Here is an 18,017-nt window from a genome sequence, read left to right on the forward strand (position 1 = left end):
CCTGTTACCCGAAAGCCTACGGCAGGCCCGCTTCCCAACCTGGGAACGGGCTGCCTTCTCAGGTGGATACTGCTAGAGTTTGGAAAAAACCGGCGCCCAAGACCGGCACAACGGTCCAGCGAACGGCCCAGATCGTGGAGCACCTCATCCGACCATGGACAATACGAGTCCCCAGCAATTGCTGCGCGTTCCCACACCGACGCAGGAAAGCCTGAGCTTCTGCAACGTCACCGCGCGCGACATCAAATACTGGCTGGACCACCTGCCCAAGGCCAACCTCGGCGAGACCGCGCGCCAGCTCTACCAGGGCCTGATCGAGCTGAACCAACTGAAGCTCCCGGTGGAAGCCCGCCTGCAGCTGCTGGAGCTGTTCCGCCCGGAAGTCCAGTCGGTCTGCCACAACCTCGAACGCCATTTCCTCAACCAGTCCATCGTCCTCGACGAGCGTCCGCGCAAGGTCGCCAACCTCTGCCAGGCCCTGCAGAACCACCTGGCCGTCGGCTACAAGCTGGTGGTGGTGCGCGAGGCGCCGCGCTTCACCCGCGAACGCGCACAGATCCTCACCCTCGCCCTGCAGCGGGCGATCCGCAGCCTCTGCGGCCCGCTGATCCGCGCCCAGCAGCTCTACTGCCCGGTGCCGGAAAGCCTGTGGCTGGAGCTGCACCAGCTCTACCAACTGGCGCGCAGCAAGGGCGTGCAGGCCCTGGCGGTCCGCGACGACCTGGCCAAGCACGGCAACACCCTGACCATCGAACAGGCCTACCTGGTGGCCCTGCTGCTGGGCTGCGCCCGCTGCAACCAGATGCGCCAGGCCGGCATCGCCCAACTGGCCGAAGCCCTGGAGGGTTGGGGCGCGCTGGTGCGCCTGCAGGAGGCCGACCTGCCGTCCAGCCTGTTCGTGGTCGCCCCGCAGGTGGACGGCCCGCCGCGCTACCGCTCGCTGTACAAGGCCGGCGACCTGCACAACGGCCTGGGCATGGACCCGCAGCGCCTGGTGGCGGCGATCAAGGAATACATGGACGCCCCCGCCGAGCAACGCGCCAAGCTGCCGCTCAAGGGCGCCGAGCGCATCAGCATCGACCTGCTGCAGCACCTGGCCAGCGCCTGGGGCGACATCGCCGAGCGCAGCTTCCAGCGCACCTCCGGCCAGGGCCAGCTGACCCTCTGCATCGGCATGAGCGCGCTGCACTACTACCTGTCCGGCCGGCGCCCGTTCGCCGACCTGCTCAAGCTGCCCGAACCGGTGCAGGCGACCTTCCAGGCGGAAGTGAACGACGCCTGGGCCAATGCCTTCGATGCGCAAAAGGTCACCGACTGGCAACCGGGCATGCCACTGGAGGAAATCGAATACCAGCCGCTGCGGACGGCGGAGCAAGGCTCGGCCGACGCCGCCGAGTCGGCGACCAGCGACGAGTACCCGGTCTTCGCCCTGCCCATCGTCAACCACAGCCCCGGCGGCTACTGCCTGACCTGGCCGAAGGAAATCCCCAGCCAGTTGCAGGCCGGCGAACTGCTCGGCATCCAGGACGTTCCCGGCCAGGGCTGGAGCATCGCGGTGGTGCGCTGGATCCGCCAGGTCCGCGGCGGCGGCACGCAGATGGGCATCGAGCTGATCGCCCCCATCGCCCAGCCCTGCGGCCTGCAGCTGCTGCGCAAGTCGGAGCAGAGCAGCCACTACCTGCGCGCCCTGCTGCTGCCGGAGATCGCCGCCATCTCGCGGCCGGCGACGCTGATCTCGCCGCGGCTGCCGTTCCAGGAAGGCAGCCGCGTGCAGATCAACCTGCATGGCGAGGAACGCCGCGCCACCCTGACACGCAAGCTCACCGCCACCGGCAGTTTCAGCCAGTTCGAATACAGTACCCAGGAGCGTCCGAAGGGCGCCGACGATAAGCCCGTCACAGGAGCGAACGGCCACACGGGGCACGGGGAGGAAGACTTTGACTCACTCTGGAAGTCGCTGTAGATTCGGCCGCACTCCATTCGTCGCCTCCTGGCTGCCGTCCGGCGCGCCATAAGCAGCTCTTCATGGCCAATGAAAAGAAAACCGTCCGCCTGCTGATCCTGGAAGACTCGCAGAACGAGGCCGAACGTCTGGTCAGCCTGTTCCGCAACGCCGGGCGTGCGACCCGCGTCCACCGCGTGACCTCCAGCGAAGACCTCGGCGAGGCCCTGCAACAGACCTGGGACCTGCTGATCGCCGCCCCGCACAGCGCTGCCCTGGCGCCGGAGGAGGCCCTGGCCAGCCTGCGCCGCCAGGCCAAGGACATCCCCTTCATCCAACTGGTCGAAGGCAACGACTCCGACAGCATCACCGAGGCCCTGGCCCTGGGCGCCCAGGACGCCCTGCCCCAGGGCGAGGACGAGCGCCTGGTGCTGGTGGCCAACCGCGAACTCGCCGCCCTGGAGGAACGCCGCGCCCGGCGCACCGCCGAGGTCGCCCTGCGCGAGGCGGAAAAGCGCTGCCAGCTGCTGCTGGACAGCTCGGTGGACGCCATCACCTACGTCCACGACGGCATGCACATCTACGCCAACCGCGCCTACGTCGCGATGTTCGGCTACGAGGACGCCGAGGAACTGGAAGGCCTGCCGATGATCGACCTGATCGCCGCCGCCGACCAGGCCACCTTCAAGGATTTCCTCAAGGGCTACCAGCACGGCGAGGGCGACAACGAACTGCTGTGCGACGGCGTGCGCGTCGATGGCCAGACCTTCCGCGCGCGCATGGGCTTCTCGCCGGCCACCTACGACGGCGAGCCGTGCATCCAGGTGGTGATCCGCGCCGAGCAGGACAACAGCGAACTGCAGGAGAAGCTGCGCGAGGTCAGCAGCCAGGACCTGGTCACCGGCCTGTTCAACCGCGCCTACTTCCTCGACCTGATGGATGCCGCCGTGGAGCGCGCCGTCACCGCCGGCCAGCCGGCCACTCTCGCCTACCTGCTGCTCGACCGCGCGCAGCACCTGCAGCTGAGCCTGGGCATCGCCAGCATCGACCTGCTGCTGGCCGACCTCGCCCATCTGCTGCGCGAGCACTTCCCCGAAAGCGCGCAACTGGCGCGCTTCAGCGACGACGCCTTCAGCGTGCTGCTCGACGGCCAGACGCCGGAACAGAGCAAGGCCCTGTTCGCCAGCCTGCTGAAGAAGGTCGAGGGCCACCTGTTCGACATCCACGGGCGCACCGCCCAGGTCACCCTGTCGATCGGCTGCGCCGGGCTCGACGAAAAGACCAGCCGCGCCCAGGACGTCATCGACCGCGCCCATCGCTGCGCCGACGAAATCGCCCAGGCCGAGGGCAACGGCATCAAGCTCTACGACCCGGCCGACGAACTGGCCGCCGCCGCCAGCCGCGGCGACCTGCTGGCGATCATCCAGCAGGCGCTGGAGAAGAATGCCTTCCGCCTGCTGTTCCAGCCGATCATCAGCCTGCGCGGCGACAGCCACGAGCTGTACGAAGTGCTGCTGCGCCTGCTCAACCCGCAGGGCGAGGAAGTGCCCGCCGCCGACTTCTTCGGCGCGGCCAAGGCCGGCGGCCTGGCCGAGCGCATCGACCGCTGGGTGCTGCTCAACTCCATCAAGCTGCTCGCCGAGCACCGCGCCAAGGGCCACAACACCAAGCTCTTCGTGCACCTGTCCGGCCCCAGCCTGCAGGACGCCGGGCTGCTGCCCTGGCTGGCGGTGGCGCTGAAGGCCGCGCGCTTGCCGGCCGACTCGCTGATCCTGCAGGTCAGCGAAACCGACGCCGTGGCCCACCTCAAGCAGGCCAAGGCGCTGAGCCAGGGCCTCGCCGAGCTGCACTGCCAGGTCGCCCTCGGCCAGTTCGGCTGCGCGCTGAACCCGTTCAACACGCTCAAGCACATGAACGTCGACTTCGTGAAGATCGACGGCTCCTACGTGCAGGACCTCAGCCGCCCGGAGAACCAGGAGAACCTGCGCACCCTGATGGCCAGCCTGCACGCCCAGGCCAAGCTGACCATAGTGCCCATGGTGGAGAGCGCCACGGCCCTGGCCACCCTCTGGCAGGCCGGCGCCAACTACATCCAGGGCCGCTACCTGCAGGGCCCGAGCCAGGCGATGGATTACGACTTCTCTTCGGAGGAGTGATCCGCTCAAACACGTCCCCCGTAGGATGGGTTGAGCGAAGCGATACCCATCACTGCGACCGCATGGGTTTCGTAAACTCAACCCATCCTACGAAAGGCACCTCGGCGCACGGATTCACTTGTAGGAGCGGGCCCTGCCCGCGAATCGCGCGCAGGGCGCGCTCCTACAGGTCGACACCAAGCTCCGTGGCGGGTGATCGGTAGGGCGCATAACCGTTCGCGGTTATCCGCCTATACTCCTGTGCCTTCCGGCAAACGTAGGATGGGTTGAGCGAAGCGATACCCATCACCACGACCGCATGGGTTTCGTAAATGTTCTGCCGGGACACATAGGTAACGCCTGTCGGGACACATGGGTAACGGTTTCCCATGGTCACTCCGGCTGCCTGAGGTCGACCTGCCGGACCGTTTTGTTGATGAAAATGATGTCGAGTACGCCATCCTCCTTGGCGGGGCGGATGGCGACTCGCTCACCCGCCAGACCTTCGCTGACGAATACCATTCGGCCATCGAGGCGAATCTGGCCCTTGGTATGTACCGTCAGCACCCGCTCTCCGGGCTCGTACTCCACTTCCAGCAACTTTTCCGGGTATGGCCTGGGGCTGCTCCGGTAACGCGTCAAGGGCGGCTTCTGGCCCAGCGCCTGATGCGGACGTTGCTGATTGTACTGTTCCAGCCAGCGGTCCATACCCGCCTGGCATTGCTCCAGGGTGCGGAAGTGCGCGTCGTGCAGCAGCTCGCGCTTGAGCGTCTGATGGAAGCGTTCGAGCTTGCCTTGGGTCTGCGGATGGTGAGGCCGGCTGTGTCCGACCTTGATGCCCAAGCGCATCAACCAGACTTCCAGAGCCGAGAGGCCGCCGCGACGGGTTGAGCCCCAGGGTGGGCCGTTGTCGCTGGTAATGCGCCGGGGCAGGCCATAGCGCCGGAATACCCTGATCAGTTGTTGGCGGACCGTTTCACGCCGCTCGTCAGCACAGGCCGCCAGGCACAGGGCAAAGCGTGAGTGGTCATCGAGCAGCGTCAATGGATGGCAATGCTGGCGCTGGCCGAACAGCGCAAAGTGCCCCTTGAAGTCCATCTGCCAGAGGTCGTTTGGCGCCTCGTGCTCGAAGCGCGATGTCGCGGCAGGGCCGGCGTCGGCCCCATAACGCAACGGCCGGCCATGCCGGCGCAGAATCGCATCGAGCGTGCTGTGATGCGGACGTGCAGACTCGTCACCCGACATCAGGCTGCGCAGTTTGCGGCCGCCCCAGGCGGGATAGGCCTCATGCAAGGCCAGGACAGCGTGCTCCAGGTCCTCGCTGCTACGGCGGGGGCAACTCAAGGGACGCCGGGACTTATCCAGCAATCCCGGTTCGCCTTGCTCTTGGTAGCGTCGAAGCCACTTGTAGGCTGTTTTCGGACTGATCTCGAAGCGCCGGCACAGCTCCCGCACGTTGGCATCAGGCTGTTCTGCCAGGAGAACGAACTCATATCGACTGGACACAGGTGTGCACTCCTTCCACGGCATCGCTCGATCTCCCGATACGGCAATTCCGTGATCCTAAATGCGTTACCTATGTCTCCCGACACCTGTTACCCATGTCTCCCGGCAGAACATAAACTCAACCCATCCTACGAAAGGCGCCTCGGCGCACAGATTCACTTGTAGGAGCGGGCCCTGCCCGCGAATCGCGCCCAGGGCGCGCTCCTACAGGTCGACACCAAGCTCCGTGGCGGGGCTCGGTGGGCGCATAACCGTCCGCGGTTATCCGCCGATACACCAAGGCCATGGCCAACATCCAGGTCAATCCGGAGCCGCCGGAAGCGGCGGACACCGCCATGGGCACGGCATTTCCCGTAGGAGCGGATTCATCCGCGATCCGGCCGACAGGCCGGTATTCCCACACCGCCTCAGCGCCCGTCCACGCCCTCGCGGTCGCGGAAGCCCAGCAGGTAGAGGATGCCGTCCAGGCCCAGGGTGGAGATGGCCTGCTTGGCCGACTGCTTGACCAGCGGCTTGGCGCGGAAGGCCACGCCCAGGCCGGCCAGGCCGAGCATCGGCAGGTCGTTGGCGCCGTCGCCCACGGCGATGGTCTGCTCCAGCTGCAGGCCTTCCTTCGCCGCCAGTTCGCGCAGCAGGTCGGCCTTGCGCTGGGCGTCGACGATCGGCTCGATGGCCACGCCGGTGACCTTGCCGTCGACGATCTCCAGCTCGTTGGCGAAGACGTAGTCGATGCCCAGCTTCGCCTGCAGCTGGTGGGCGAAATAGGTGAAGCCGCCGGAGAGGATCGCGGTCTTGTAGCCCAGGCGCTTGAGCTCGGCGAACAGCGTCTCGGCACCCTCGGTCAGGCGCAGCGAGGCGCCGATTTCCTCGAGCACGTCCTCGGACAGGCCCTTGAGCAGCGCCAGGCGCTCCTTGAAGCTGGCGCGGAAGTCCAGCTCGCCGCGCATGGCGCGCTCGGTGATTTCCGACACCTGCTCGCCGACGCCGGCGGCCTTGGCCAGCTCGTCGATGACCTCGGCCTCGATCAGCGTCGAGTCCATGTCGAACACCGCCAGGCGGCGGTTGCGGCGGTACAGCGAGTCGCGCTGGAAGGCGATGTCGACGTTCAGCTCCTGGGCCACGCTGAGGAACTCGGCGCGCAGGGCCACCGGGTCGGCCGGCTCGCCGCGCACGGAGAATTCGATGCAGCCCTTGCCGCGCTCGGCCGGCATGTCCAGCGGCATGCGCCCGGACAGGCGGTCGATGTGGTCGATGTTCAGCCCGTACTTGGCGGTGATCGAGCTGACCCGCTGCAACTGCTCGGCGGTCACCCGGCGCGTCAGCAGGGTGACGATCTGGCGCGGCTTGCCCTGGCCGCCGACCCATTGCTGGTAGTCGGCCTCGGAGACGGGGGTGAAGCGCACCTGCTGGTCGAGCTCGTAGGCGGTGAAGAGCACGTCCTTGAGGACCGCGGAGGCCCGCTCGGTATCGGGAATCTCCACCAGGATGCCAAAGGACAGGGTGTCGTGGATCACCGCCTGGCCGATGTCGAGGATGTTCACCCCGCCCTGGGCCAGCACGCCGGTGATGGCGGCGGTGAGGCCGGGGCGGTCTTCCCCGGTGATGTTGATCAGGACGATTTCGCGCAAGGCGCAGTCTCCGCCATGGAAAAAGCGCACATTCTAGCGCCTTTCTCGGCCGCCGCCTCGCCCGCCGGCGGCACAACCGCCGATCGGATCGTCCGTGCCGGCCGGATCACGGACGGACCGGCGCTTTGCCCGTTTCCGGGGCGCCGTTATACTGCCGGGACTGTCCTTCATAGAAGACCGAGCCCGCTGTGACCCGGCCCACGTCCGTCAAGCCCGACAATTTCTTCCTGTTGCTGTACCACGCCCTGCGCCAGCGCCGGGTGCCCATCGCCCTGCGCATCGCCATCCACAGCCTGTTGCTGGTGGCGGCGGCGCTGCTGATCTACGCCTGGGTGATGGGCATGCAGTTCAAGCAGGCCATGCACCAGCAGGCCGACGCCGTGGGCCAGAGCCTGACCACCCAGACCGCGGCCTCGGCCACCGAGCTGCTGGTGTCCAACGACATCCTCAGCCTCAACGTGCTGCTGGGCAACCTGACCAAGAACCCGCTGGTGGCCCACGCCGCCATCTACAGCGCCGACGGCCGCACCCTGGCCGAGGCCGGCTCGCGGCCCAAGCAGGGCCTGCTGGGCGACAGCGAGGGCGTCTACTCGACGCAGATCACCTTCCAGGAGGTCATGGCCGGCCAGCTGCGCATCAGCCTGGACATGGAGCAGTTCCAGCAGCCGATGATGGTCAGCCTGCAGAGCATGGGCCTGATCAGCCTGATCCTGCTGCTGCTCACCCTGACCCTCAGCCTGCGCCTGGGCCGCCACATCTCCACCCCGCTGCTGCAGTTGCGCGTGTGGCTGCGCGACCCGGACGACCCCGCCCCCGGCGCCGGCCTGCAGAATGAGATCGGCGACCTGGCCCGCCAGCTCCAGGCACGCCTGGTGCCGGAGAAGCCGCCGGCCCCCGAGCCCGCTCCCGCGCCGCGCAAGCCCGCGCCCAAGGCGGCCGCGCCGACCCTGGCGAAAGCCGCGGAGAAACCCGCCGGGAAGGCCGTCGACGACGACATCGCCAGCGAGCCGGACGACGAACGCGAACCCCGCCTCGACCTGCCGCGCGACGAGCACGAGTTCGACGAGAACATCTTCGCCGAGGACGAGCTGCACGACGAAACGCCCGCGGCCGCTGAGGCGTTCGCCGAGGACTTCTCCGAAGAAGCCGCCGAAATCGCCGAAGAGCCCGAGGAAGAACCCGAGCCGGTGCTACCCAACCCCTGCGCCGTGCTGGCCGTGCAACTGGGCAACCAGGAACAGCTGCGGCGCCTGCCGCGCAGCCGCCTGGTGGACCTGCTGGAGCGCTACCGCGACTGCCTGGAACAGGCCGCGCGCCTGTACAAGGGCCAGCTGCTCACCCTCAGCGACGGCGGTAGCCTGATCCTCTTCCACGCCCGCGACGACGACGACTACCTCACCCACGCCCTGTGCTGCGGCGAGCTGATGCGCGCCCTCGGCCACGCCCTGCAGATCGAGGTGGTGGACAGCGGCATTACCCTGCAGCTGCAACTGGGCCTGACCCAGGGCGACGAGCTGGCGGAACTGGCCCAGGCCGAGCTGCTGCAGGAAGGCGCCGTGCAGAACGCCCTGAACCTCAGCCAGCACAGCCGCAACCTGCTGCTGATCGAGCGCGCCATCGCCGAGGACGAGCAGGTGCGCCAGCGCGCCCGCGTCCGCGCCATCGCCAACCCGGCCGAGGCCAGTTGCGTGGAATGGCTGAAGGAACCCTACCCGTCGATGCTGGAACGCCAGCTCACCCGCATGCGCGCCCTGCGCACCTCCTGACCGCGCTGCCGGCCGCCATCGGGCGGCCGGCCCCGTCTCTCCCTGAGCTATCGAGCAGCCTCAGGGCAGGTACAGCAGCACATGGGGCTCATGGTCGAAGTCGGCAGCCACCAGCGGCTTCAGGCCAGCCAGGGCTGACGGCTGCAGGGCCCGCAAGCGCGCCGCCGACATCACCAGGTAGAGCGGGCCGCGCAGGCCCTGCAGTTGGCTGTCCTGATCGACGAAGCGCGGCGTCAGGTCGTGGTCGAGGTTGACCAGGTACTTGATCGCCTTGGCGTCCTTGCCCAGGCCAACGAAGACCACCGGCGCCGGTTTGGCGGCCATGGCGGCATCAGCGGCCAGGGTGAAGGCGCGCGTGCCGTACAGCGCTCGCTCCATGGGCTCGAAGGCGAGGATATAGGCAGCCCACAGCGCCAGCACGGCGCAGCCGGCCAGCCCCGGCGCCCGCAGCCGCGGGTGGCGCAGCACCCACAGGGCCGAGCCCTGCAGGAGCAGCAACAGCGCCAGGGTGGCGTACAGGGCGAGCTGGTAGCCCTGCAAGGCTCCGGCCAGACGCCGCCAGGCGAATGCCAGTGCCAGCGCCAACAGCCCGGGCAGGAGCAACCAGACACCCTGCATCACCCAGCGCAACGCCGAAGCCAGGCGGCTGCCAGCCACCCGGAACGGGTACGCGGCGACTATCGCCATGTAGGGCGCCGCCGCCAGGATGTAGCGGGCCTTCTTCGCCTGCGGCACGGAAAGGCCGAGCATCACCAGCAGCGCCGCCAGGACGCAGGCCCAAAGCAGTATCCGCGCGCCCTCGGCCTCTCCCCGCCCGCGTGCGCCGGGCAGCAGCAACAGTGCCGGCAGCGCCAGGGGGAAGGCCAGGGCGTAATTGCCGGGCGCACTGAGGAAGTAATAGAACGGCGAGCTGGCCCCGGCGCTGCCGTCGAAACGGCCGATGACCTGCATCTGCAGCACCTCCCGGACGAAACCGGGGCCGCCGCTCAGCTCGGCGGCGCCCAGCAGGGCCAGGCAGCAGAACACCAGCAGGGCCGCGGCGAACGGCCCGAGGACCAGCAGCCGGCGCCAGTCCCGCGCCGCCAGCCAGCAGGCGCAGACTGTTGCGGCGGGAATCACCAGGCCCAGCGGGCCACGGACCAGGAAACCGCCCAGCAGCAGCGCCCCCAGCTTTGCCAGTAAGGACGGCAGCGGGCGCTCGCGGTCGCGATGGGCTAGGTAGAAGGCGCCCAGAGCCAGTGCCGCGACCATCTGGTCCAGCGAGACCGCGCGGGTCTCGCTGACGAAGGTCGCGGTGAGCAGCAACAGCGCCACGGCGAGCAGCGCCCAACGCGGCGAGATCGGCTCCAGCAGGCGGTACACCAGGACCACCAGCGCCGCCGCGGCCAGCGCCGAGGGCAACCAGGCGGCCAGGCTGTCGACGCGGCCGAACGGCAGCGACAGCAGGTAGATGAGCAGCGTCGAGGTGCCCGGGTAGTCCGGGTAGGGTTCGCCATAGGTGCTGGGAAACAGGCTCGGCCCGTGGCGCAGCATTTCCTGGGCGAACAGCACGAAGCGCGAGTCGAAGCCGATGACCGCCCGCCCCTTGGCCTGGGCGCAGAACAGCAGCAGGGCGAGCGCGCCCAGCAGCCAGGCGCGGGCGGCCGGGCCCAGGCTGGCCAGCCTGGAGGGCGACAGGGAGAGGGACGACGGCAAGGGCTTACCCCCGCCGGGGGCCGATCGAAGGGATTCCGATCAACGGTGCCGGCAGAACCGCTGCCTTGTTAGCACCGTCGCGGTCAAGAAATCGTCAATGAAGACGGCCCGCGGAGGAGAACCCTCGCGGGCCGCAGCCGATCAGAAGCGGAAGACTTCGACGTTGTTGTGGATGGGCACCACCAACGGCATCTTCGGCCCTTCTTCCTTGGGCTTGGCGGCCTGCTCGGTGCTCGCCGCCGGCTTGCGCGGAGCGGCCGGCTGCTCGGTGGCCACCGCCACCGGGCGCACGTCCTGGGCCAGTTGCCCGGCGAGGCGGCGCAACAGTTCGCTCTGCGCACGGACCTGGTCCTGCAGGCTGCCGTCGTGCTTTTCCTCTTCATGGAACACGCGGCTGTCGCGCAGCGTGCCCTTCTGGTCGAGCAGGCGCCAGCGCGCATCCAGCACCGCCGGCTCCTTCGGGCCGGAATCCAGGCGGGTGATGGTCAGCATCACCTGCACCTGCGGGGTGAACCCCGGCTGTTCCGGGAACAGCGCCAGGCGGGTGGTGTCCAGGCTACTGGACAGCTGGCGCACCAGCAGTTGGCTGACGTTGGTTTCCAGGCTGCCGGCCCAGCGCGCCTCGGTGGACAGGTTGAGGATGCCATCGGCCTGGCGCTGGACCATGGACTCACGTTGCAGGTAGTCGGCCAGTTGCACCGGACCGAGGAGTACGGCGATACCGTTGTCGCGGGTCGGCAGCGGGGCCGCACCGGCATCCAGTTGGTACAGTTGCGTCGGCCGATTCACCGTACAGCCCGTCAGCCCGAGGAGGCCGACGAGGGAAAGACATGCGAGGACGCGCAGGGCGCTCATCGTGCAATCACCGTTAATTCGCCGAAGATCGGCGTCACTTGCTACAAAAAACCACAAACCAAAACGACAATGGAGCCATGGCGCCAGCGTCAAAGGGACCTATCATCCCTTAACCGGCGCCATAGCTCCAGAGGCAGAGTGTATCGCAGAGCGTTTCAGTCCTGAGACAGTGACTCGACCAGCAGCGCATCGACCCTCTGGAAGCCACGCGGCAGCTTGTTGCCGCGCCGCCCGCGTTCGCCCTTGTAGTGCTCCAGGTCGTCGCCGCGCAGCGACAGGGTGCGCTTGCCGGCCTGCAGCACCAGGGTCGCCCCCGGCGGCAGAACTGCCAGGTCGGTCAGGTATTCCTCGCGACTGGCCACGCGCTCGCCCGGCACGCTGATGATCTTGTTGCCCTTGCCTTTGGCCAGCTGCGGCAGGTCGGAGACCTTGAACAGCAGCAGGCGGCCCTCGGTGGTCACCGCCGCCAGCCAGTCCTGCTCGACGTCGGCCACCGGCCGCGGGGCCATGACCTGGGCGCCATTGGGCAGGCTGAGCAGGGCCTTGCCGGCCTTGTTCTTGGCCTGCATGTCCTCGCCCTTGACCACGAAGCCGTAGCCGGCGTCCGAGGCCAGCACGTACAGGGCGCTGTCCTCGGGCAGCAGCACGCGCTCGAAGCTGGCGCCCGGCGGCGGCGTCAGGCGGCCGGTCAGCGGCTCGCCCTGGCCGCGCGCCGACGGCAGGCTGTGGGCCGCCAGCGAGTAGCTGCGCCCGGTGGAGTCGATGAACACCGCGTATTGGTTCGAGCGCCCCGGTGAGGCGGCCTTGAAGGTGTCGCCGGCCTTGTACGAGAGCCCTTCGGCGTCGATGTCGTGGCCCTTGGCGCAACGCACCCAGCCCTTGTCGGAGAGCACCACGGTAACCGGCTCGGTGGGCATCAGCTCGGTTTCCGAGAGGGCCTTGGCCTCGGCGCGCTCGACGATCGGCGAGCGGCGGTCGTCGCCATAGGTCTCGGCGTCGGCGATCAGCTCGTCGCGCACCAGCTTGCGCAGCTTGGCGTTGGAACCGAGGATCGCCAGCAGCTTGGCGCGCTCCTTGGCCAGCTCGTCCTGCTCGCCGCGGATCTTCATCTCTTCCAGGCGCGCCAGCTGGCGCAGGCGGGTGTCGAGGATGTAGTCGGCCTGCACGTCGGTGAGGGCGAAGCGCTCCATCAGCACCGGCTTGGGCTGGTCCTCGGTGCGGATGATGTGGATCACCTCGTCGAGGTTGAGGAAGGCGATCAGCAAGCCTTCCAACAGGTGCAGGCGCTTCTCCACCTTGTCCAGGCGGAACTGCAGGCGGCGGCGCACGGTGTCGGTGCGGTAGGTCAGCCATTCGCTGAGCAGCTGGCGCAGGTCCTTGACCTGCGGCTTGCCGTCCAGGCCGATGACGTTGAGGTTCACCCGGTACGAGCTTTCCAGGTCGGTGGTGGCGAACAGGTGGGTCATCAGCTCGTCGGCGTCCACGCGGTTGGAGCGCGGGATGATGACGATGCGGGTGGGGTGCTCGTGGTCCGACTCATCGCGCAGGTCGGCGACCATCGGCAGCTTCTTGGCCTGCATCTGCGCGGCGATCTGCTCCAGCACCTTGGCCCCGGAGACCTGGTGCGGCAGCGCGGTGACCACGATGTCGCCGTCCTCGACGCGGTACACGGCGCGCATGCGCACCGAGCCGCGGCCGGTCTCGTAGATCTTCTGCAGGTCGGCGCGCGGGGTGATGATTTCCGCCTCGGTGGGGAAGTCCGGGCCCTGCACGTGCTCGAGCAGCTCGCCGACGCCGGCGTCCGGCTGGTCGAGCAGGCGCACGCAGGCCGCGGCCACTTCGCGCAGGTTGTGTGGCGGCACGTCGGTGGCCATGCCCACGGCGATGCCGGTGGTGCCGTTGAGCAGCAGGTTCGGCAGCCGCGCCGGCAGCACTGCCGGCTCCTGCATGGTGCCGTCGAAGTTCGGCACCCAGTCGGCAGTGCCCTGGCCCAGCTCGGAGAGCAGGGTTTCGGCGTAGCGCGACAGGCGCGCCTCGGTGTAGCGCATGGCGGCGAAGGACTTGGGATCGTCCGGCGCACCCCAGTTGCCCTGGCCATCCACCAGCGGGTAGCGGTAGGAGAACGGCTGGGCCATCAGCACCATGGCTTCATAGCAGGCCGAGTCGCCGTGGGGGTGGTACTTGCCGAGCACGTCGCCGACGGTGCGCGCCGACTTCTTGTGCTTGGAGTCGGCGTCCAGGCCCAGTTCGCTCATGGCGTAGACGATGCGCCGCTGCACGGGCTTCAGGCCGTCGCCGATGTGCGGCAGGGCGCGGTCCATGATCACGTACATGGAGTAGTTCAGGTAGGCCTGTTCGGTGAACTCGGCGAGGGAGCGGCGCTCCACGCCTTCCAGGCTCAGATCGAGGGTTTCGCTCATGCGTGCCTCACGGGGAAGTGTTCTGGCGCAGCACCAGGGTGCCGTCGCGCTGGGAGAATTCGAGTTGTCTGAGGGCGCTCATGCCGAGCAGCACCTCGTTGCCGCCCATGCCCGGGGCGATGATCGCCGGCACGTCGCGTAGCAGGATGTCGCCAAGCTCCAGGCGTTGCAGGCGCGTGCGCCAGCCCCGGGTGCGGCCGTTGGCGGTGTCCAGGTCGATGGGCGCGCCACGCTGCAGTTGCAGGCGCAGGGCCAGGCCCTCCGGCACGGCCACGGCGCTGGCGCCGGTGTCCAGCAGGAAGGTCGCCGGGGTACCGTCGATCAGACCGTCGAACACGTAGTGGCCCTGGCGGTTGCCCAGCAGGCGCAGCTCCACGTAGCCGTCGCCGTGCAGCGACTGCGGCTGGACGTTGGGGTTGTGCTGGCGCTTTTCCCATAGGCCGAAGAAGTGCGTGGCCAGGCCGATGCCGGCCAGCCAGGCGAGCAGCATCATGGCCTTGCCGAGGCGGCGTCCGGGTTGCGCGTCGTTCATTTGCCACCCAGCCAGCCCTCCGCCGGGGCGGCGAAGCGCAGCACGTAGGGTCGCGCATCGCCGTCGGCGCGGGCCGCGTCGCCATTGTCCAGACCGATCCAGGCGCCCTTGTCGTCGATCACCAGGGCCTCGGCCACACCGTAGGGCAAGGCGTAGCGGCGCTCCGGGGCCAGGGCGCCGTCGGCGAACGACCAGCAGCGCTCGGCGGCGCCGCTGTCGGCGTTGCGCCGGCAGACCTGGTGCACCAGGCGCTCCAGGGTGAACAGCTTGCCCTGGTACAGCGCCAGGTCGGAGAAGTCCAGGGCCAGCGGCTTGTCGCTTTCCAGCTGCGGCGGCGGCAGCGCCGTCCCGGCCTCGCTGAGCAGCACGCAGGCGCCGTCGCATTTCCAGCTGCCGTTGTCGTTGCGCAGGCGCAGCAGGCCGCGGCGCTGGCGTTCGGCGGCGAGCCACAGGCGCTTGCCGTCGGCGTCGATGGCCAGGCCTTCGTAGTAGGCGTTGTTGACCATCAGCAGGCCGCTGGCGCGCGCCTGGCGCAGCAGCGTCGGCGGCAGCTCCAGCCATTGCGCGGCGCCGGCCTCCGGCACCCGCAGCACGCCGGCATAGGCCTCGCTGACCAGGTAGCGGTTGCCCTTGCCGTCGCAGCTGACGCCTTCGAAGTCCATGGCCCCGCCGCGCACCAGGCCATACAGCCAGGTGCGCGCGCGGGCGCCCCAGGACAGGCCGCTGTCGGGCAGCCCGGGCGCGCTGAAGGTCTCGGCGCGGGCCTGCCAGACGCTGCCCGGGGTCTCGTCCGGGCGCAGGCCGTAGAGGCGGTCGTCGTCGCGGTCGGATACCGTCCACAGCTCGCCGCCGCACAGCGCCAGCCCCGACAGGTTGCCCGCGGGCATGCCTTCCACGGCGTGCTCGGAGAGGAACTGCAGGGCCGGCCCCTGCCCTACCGCGGGTGCGTCCGCCAGGGCCTGGGCGCAGCCGAGCACGGCCGCCAGGGCGGCCAGCGCGCGGCGCATCAGGCCAGGACCTCGGCCAGGTTGCCCTTGGTCTCCAGCCAGGACTTGCGGTCGCCGGCACGTTTCTTGGCCAGCAGCATGTCCATGATCTCGACGGTGCCCTCGGCGTCTTCCAGGGTCAGCTGCACCAGGCGCCGGGTGTTCGGGTCCATGGTGGTTTCGCGCAGCTGCGGCGGGTTCATCTCGCCCAGGCCCTTGAAGCGGGTGACCTGCGGCTTGCCGCGGCGCTTCTCGGCCAGCAGCCGGTCGAGGATGCCGTCGCGCTCGGCGTCGTCCAGGGCGTAGAAGACTTCCTTGCCCAGGTCGATGCGGTATAGCGGCGGCATGGCCACGTAGACGTGCCCGGCTTCCACCAGCGGGCGGAAGTGGCGGACGAACAGCGCGCACAGCAGGGTGGCGATGTGCAGGCCGTCGGAGTCGGCGTCGGCAAGGATGCAGATCTTGCCGTAGCGCAGCTGGCTCAGGTCGGCGGCGCCCGGGTCGACGCCGATGGCCACGGCGATGTCGTGCACTTCCTGGCTGGCCAGGACTTCGCCGCCGTCCACTTCCCAGGTGTTCAGGATCTTCCCGCGCAGCGGCATGATCGCCTGGAACTCCTTGTCCCGCGCCTGCTTGGCCGAGCCGCCGGCGGAGTCGCCCTCCACCAGGAACAGCTCGGCGCGCATCGGGTCCTGGCCGGCGCAGTCGGCCAGCTTGCCGGGCAGCGCCGGGCCCTGGGTGATCTTCTTGCGCTCGACCTTCTTGCCCGCCTTCAGGCGGCGGCCGGCGTTGCTGATGGCCAGCTCCGCCAGTTGCAGGCCCAGCTCGGGGTTGGCGTTGAGCCAGAGGCTGAAGGCGTCCTTCACGACGCCGGAGACGAAGGCCGCCGCCTCGCGAGACGACAGGCGCTCCTTGGTCTGCCCGGAGAACTGCGGCTCCTGCAGCTTCATCGAGAGGACGAAGGCGATGCGTTCCCAGACGTCTTCCGGGGCCAGCTTGACGCCGCGCGGCAGCAGGTTGCGGAACTCGCAGAACTCGCGCATGGCATCCAGCAGGCCCTGACGCAGGCCGTTGACGTGGGTGCCGCCCTGGGCCGTGGGGATCAGGTTGACGTAGCTTTCCTGCAGCGATTCGCCGCCCTCGGGCAGCCACAGCAGGGCCCAGTCCACCGCCTCCTTGCTGCCGGCCAGGGTGCCGCAGAAGGGCTCTTCCGGCAGGCGCGGCAGCTCGGATACCGAGTCGGCCAGGTAGGAACGCAGGCCGTCCTCGTAGTGCCATTCGACGCGCTCGCCGCTGCTCTTGTCCTCGAAAGTGACCAGCAACCCCGGGCAGAGCACAGCCTTGGCCTTGAGCACGTGCTTCAGGCGGCTGACGGAGAACTTCGGCGAGTCGAAATACTTCGGATCGGGCCAGAAGCGCACGGTGGTGCCGGTGTTGCGCCGGCCGACGCTGCCGATGACCTCCAGGTCGCTGGCCTTGAAGCCGTCGGCGAAGGTCATGCGGTATTCGTTGGCGTCACGCTTGACGCGCACTTCCACCTGAGTGGAAAGCGCGTTCACCACCGAGATGCCCACGCCGTGCAGGCCGCCGGAGAACTGGTAGTTCTTGTTGGAGAACTTGCCGCCGGCGTGCAGCTTGGTGAGGATCAGCTCGACCCCCGGCACGCCCTCTTCGGGGTGGATGTCCACCGGCATGCCGCGGCCGTCGTCGATCACTTCCAGCGAGTTGTCCTCGTGGAGGATCACCTGCACGCTCCTGGCGTGACCGGCCAGGGCCTCGTCCACGGAGTTGTCGATGACTTCCTGGGCCAGGTGGTTGGGCCGCGTGGTGTCGGTGTACATGCCCGGGCGCTTGCGCACCGGATCGAGGCCGGAGAGGACTTCGATGGCTTCTGCGGTATAGGCGTTCTGCTGGGCCATGGGGTCCCTTTTCAAAGAGTTGTGAAATCGAGGTCGCGCCACAGGCCCGCCGGCACCCCGGCGAAGGCCAGCAGCGCCGGCAGCCAGCGGGCGAAGCCCTGGAAGCCGTGGTCGCCGCCGGCCTCGACGCGCAAGGCGCAGGCCCGGTAGAAGACCGCGGCGACCTTGTAGTCGAGGGTTTCATCGCCGGTCTGCAGCCACACCTGGTAGCGCGCCGCATCGACCGGCGGCGGCACTTCGAGTTCCGCCAGGGCGTCGACGTGGTCCTGGGTCAGCACCCATTCCTCGCCGCTGTAATGGTTCTTCTGCGGCCCCAGGTAGCCGTCGAAACGGCCGTGGGGCAGCACCGCCGGGTTGATCAGCAGGGCCTTGAGGCCGTGCCGCTCGGCGAGATGGGTCGCATAGTAGCCGCCCAGGGAACTGCCGACCAGCAAGGGCCGGTCGAGTTCGCCGATGGCCGCCTGCAGCTGGGCCATGGCCTGCCGCGGGTGGTGGTGCAGTTCGGGCACCCGCAGGTGCGCCTGCAAGCCCAGGCGGCCCATGACGGCCATCAGCTGGCGGGCCTTCTGCGAGGCCGGGGAACTGTTGAAGCCGTGGATATAGAGGATATCGGTCATGGTGCGGGAGGCTACA

General features: G+C 68.6%; 12 protein-coding genes. 3 read left to right on the forward strand and 9 right to left on the reverse strand.

All coding sequences use genetic code 11. The features are described from left to right. Positions 1 to 154 precede the first annotated feature (154 nt). Both ACTWJ5_RS29160 and ACTWJ5_RS29165 read left to right on the forward strand, forming a co-directional pair. Positions 155 to 1,963, forward strand: coding sequence for a molecular chaperone (locus tag ACTWJ5_RS29160; RefSeq protein WP_074983385.1), 1,809 nt, complete (start codon positions 155 to 157; stop codon positions 1,961 to 1,963). A gap of 62 nt (positions 1,964 to 2,025) precedes the next feature. Further along, positions 2,026 to 4,098, forward strand: a complete 2,073-nt coding sequence (locus ACTWJ5_RS29165) for an EAL domain-containing response regulator (RefSeq protein ID WP_253391094.1) — start codon at positions 2,026 to 2,028, stop codon at positions 4,096 to 4,098. A 372-nt stretch (positions 4,099 to 4,470) separates the two neighbouring features. Here the strand turns inward: ACTWJ5_RS29165 and ACTWJ5_RS29170 are convergent, their stop codons facing one another. Both ACTWJ5_RS29170 and serB read right to left on the reverse strand, forming a co-directional pair. Continuing rightward, positions 4,471 to 5,607, reverse strand: a complete 1,137-nt coding sequence (locus tag ACTWJ5_RS29170; RefSeq protein WP_135499969.1) for an IS481 family transposase — start codon at positions 5,605 to 5,607, stop codon at positions 4,471 to 4,473. Between the two features lie 383 nt (positions 5,608 to 5,990). Beyond that, entirely contained in the window at positions 5,991 to 7,211 is a 1,221-nt protein-coding gene (gene serB / locus ACTWJ5_RS29175; protein WP_253391093.1) for a phosphoserine phosphatase SerB, read from the reverse strand. A 188-nt stretch (positions 7,212 to 7,399) separates the two neighbouring features. Between serB and ACTWJ5_RS29180 the strand changes: the two genes are divergently transcribed. Continuing rightward, positions 7,400 to 8,977, forward strand: a complete 1,578-nt coding sequence (locus ACTWJ5_RS29180) for an AhpA/YtjB family protein (protein WP_444437038.1) — start codon at positions 7,400 to 7,402, stop codon at positions 8,975 to 8,977. A 60-nt stretch (positions 8,978 to 9,037) separates the two neighbouring features. On the opposite strand, the gene ACTWJ5_RS29185 is transcribed toward ACTWJ5_RS29180, so the two are convergent. The 7 genes from ACTWJ5_RS29185 to ACTWJ5_RS29215 all read right to left on the reverse strand — a co-directional run bounded on the left by ACTWJ5_RS29185 (position 9,038) and on the right by ACTWJ5_RS29215 (position 18,001). Beyond that, complete coding sequence (locus ACTWJ5_RS29185; protein ID WP_444437039.1) at positions 9,038 to 10,672, reverse strand: glycosyltransferase family 39 protein; 1,635 nt, start codon at positions 10,670 to 10,672, stop codon at positions 9,038 to 9,040. A gap of 141 nt (positions 10,673 to 10,813) precedes the next feature. Beyond that, positions 10,814 to 11,527 (reverse strand): PqiC family protein, encoded by a 714-nt coding sequence (locus ACTWJ5_RS29190; protein ID WP_074983391.1) that lies wholly within the window; start codon positions 11,525 to 11,527, stop codon positions 10,814 to 10,816. Between the two features lie 155 nt (positions 11,528 to 11,682). Further along, complete coding sequence (gene parC / locus ACTWJ5_RS29195) at positions 11,683 to 13,947, reverse strand: DNA topoisomerase IV subunit A (protein ID WP_444437040.1); 2,265 nt, start codon at positions 13,945 to 13,947, stop codon at positions 11,683 to 11,685. 7 nt (positions 13,948 to 13,954) lie between these two features. Next, on the reverse strand, positions 13,955 to 14,479 hold the full coding sequence (locus ACTWJ5_RS29200) for a retropepsin-like aspartic protease family protein (protein ID WP_074983396.1): 525 nt from the start codon (positions 14,477 to 14,479) through the stop codon (positions 13,955 to 13,957). Next, positions 14,476 to 15,486: an esterase-like activity of phytase family protein gene (locus ACTWJ5_RS29205; protein WP_074983399.1), complete on the reverse strand. Its 1,011-nt coding sequence runs from the start codon at positions 15,484 to 15,486 to the stop codon at positions 14,476 to 14,478. Before ACTWJ5_RS29205 ends, ACTWJ5_RS29200 begins: the two co-directional genes overlap by 4 nt. Further along, a complete protein-coding gene (gene parE, locus ACTWJ5_RS29210; protein WP_043316906.1) occupies positions 15,486 to 17,384 on the reverse strand; it encodes a DNA topoisomerase IV subunit B in 1,899 nt (632 codons plus the stop codon). The genes ACTWJ5_RS29205 and parE overlap by 1 nt, the downstream gene beginning before the upstream one ends. Positions 17,385 to 17,395: 11 nt before the next feature. Further along, positions 17,396 to 18,001: a YqiA/YcfP family alpha/beta fold hydrolase gene (locus ACTWJ5_RS29215; RefSeq protein ID WP_301500841.1), complete on the reverse strand. Its 606-nt coding sequence runs from the start codon at positions 17,999 to 18,001 to the stop codon at positions 17,396 to 17,398. Between the last annotated feature and the right edge of the window lie 16 nt (positions 18,002 to 18,017).

Origin of the sequence: Pseudomonas sp. A6 (assembly GCF_052367875.1) — a bacterium.
In the GTDB taxonomy this organism is placed as follows: domain Bacteria; phylum Pseudomonadota; class Gammaproteobacteria; order Pseudomonadales; family Pseudomonadaceae; genus Pseudomonas; species Pseudomonas citronellolis.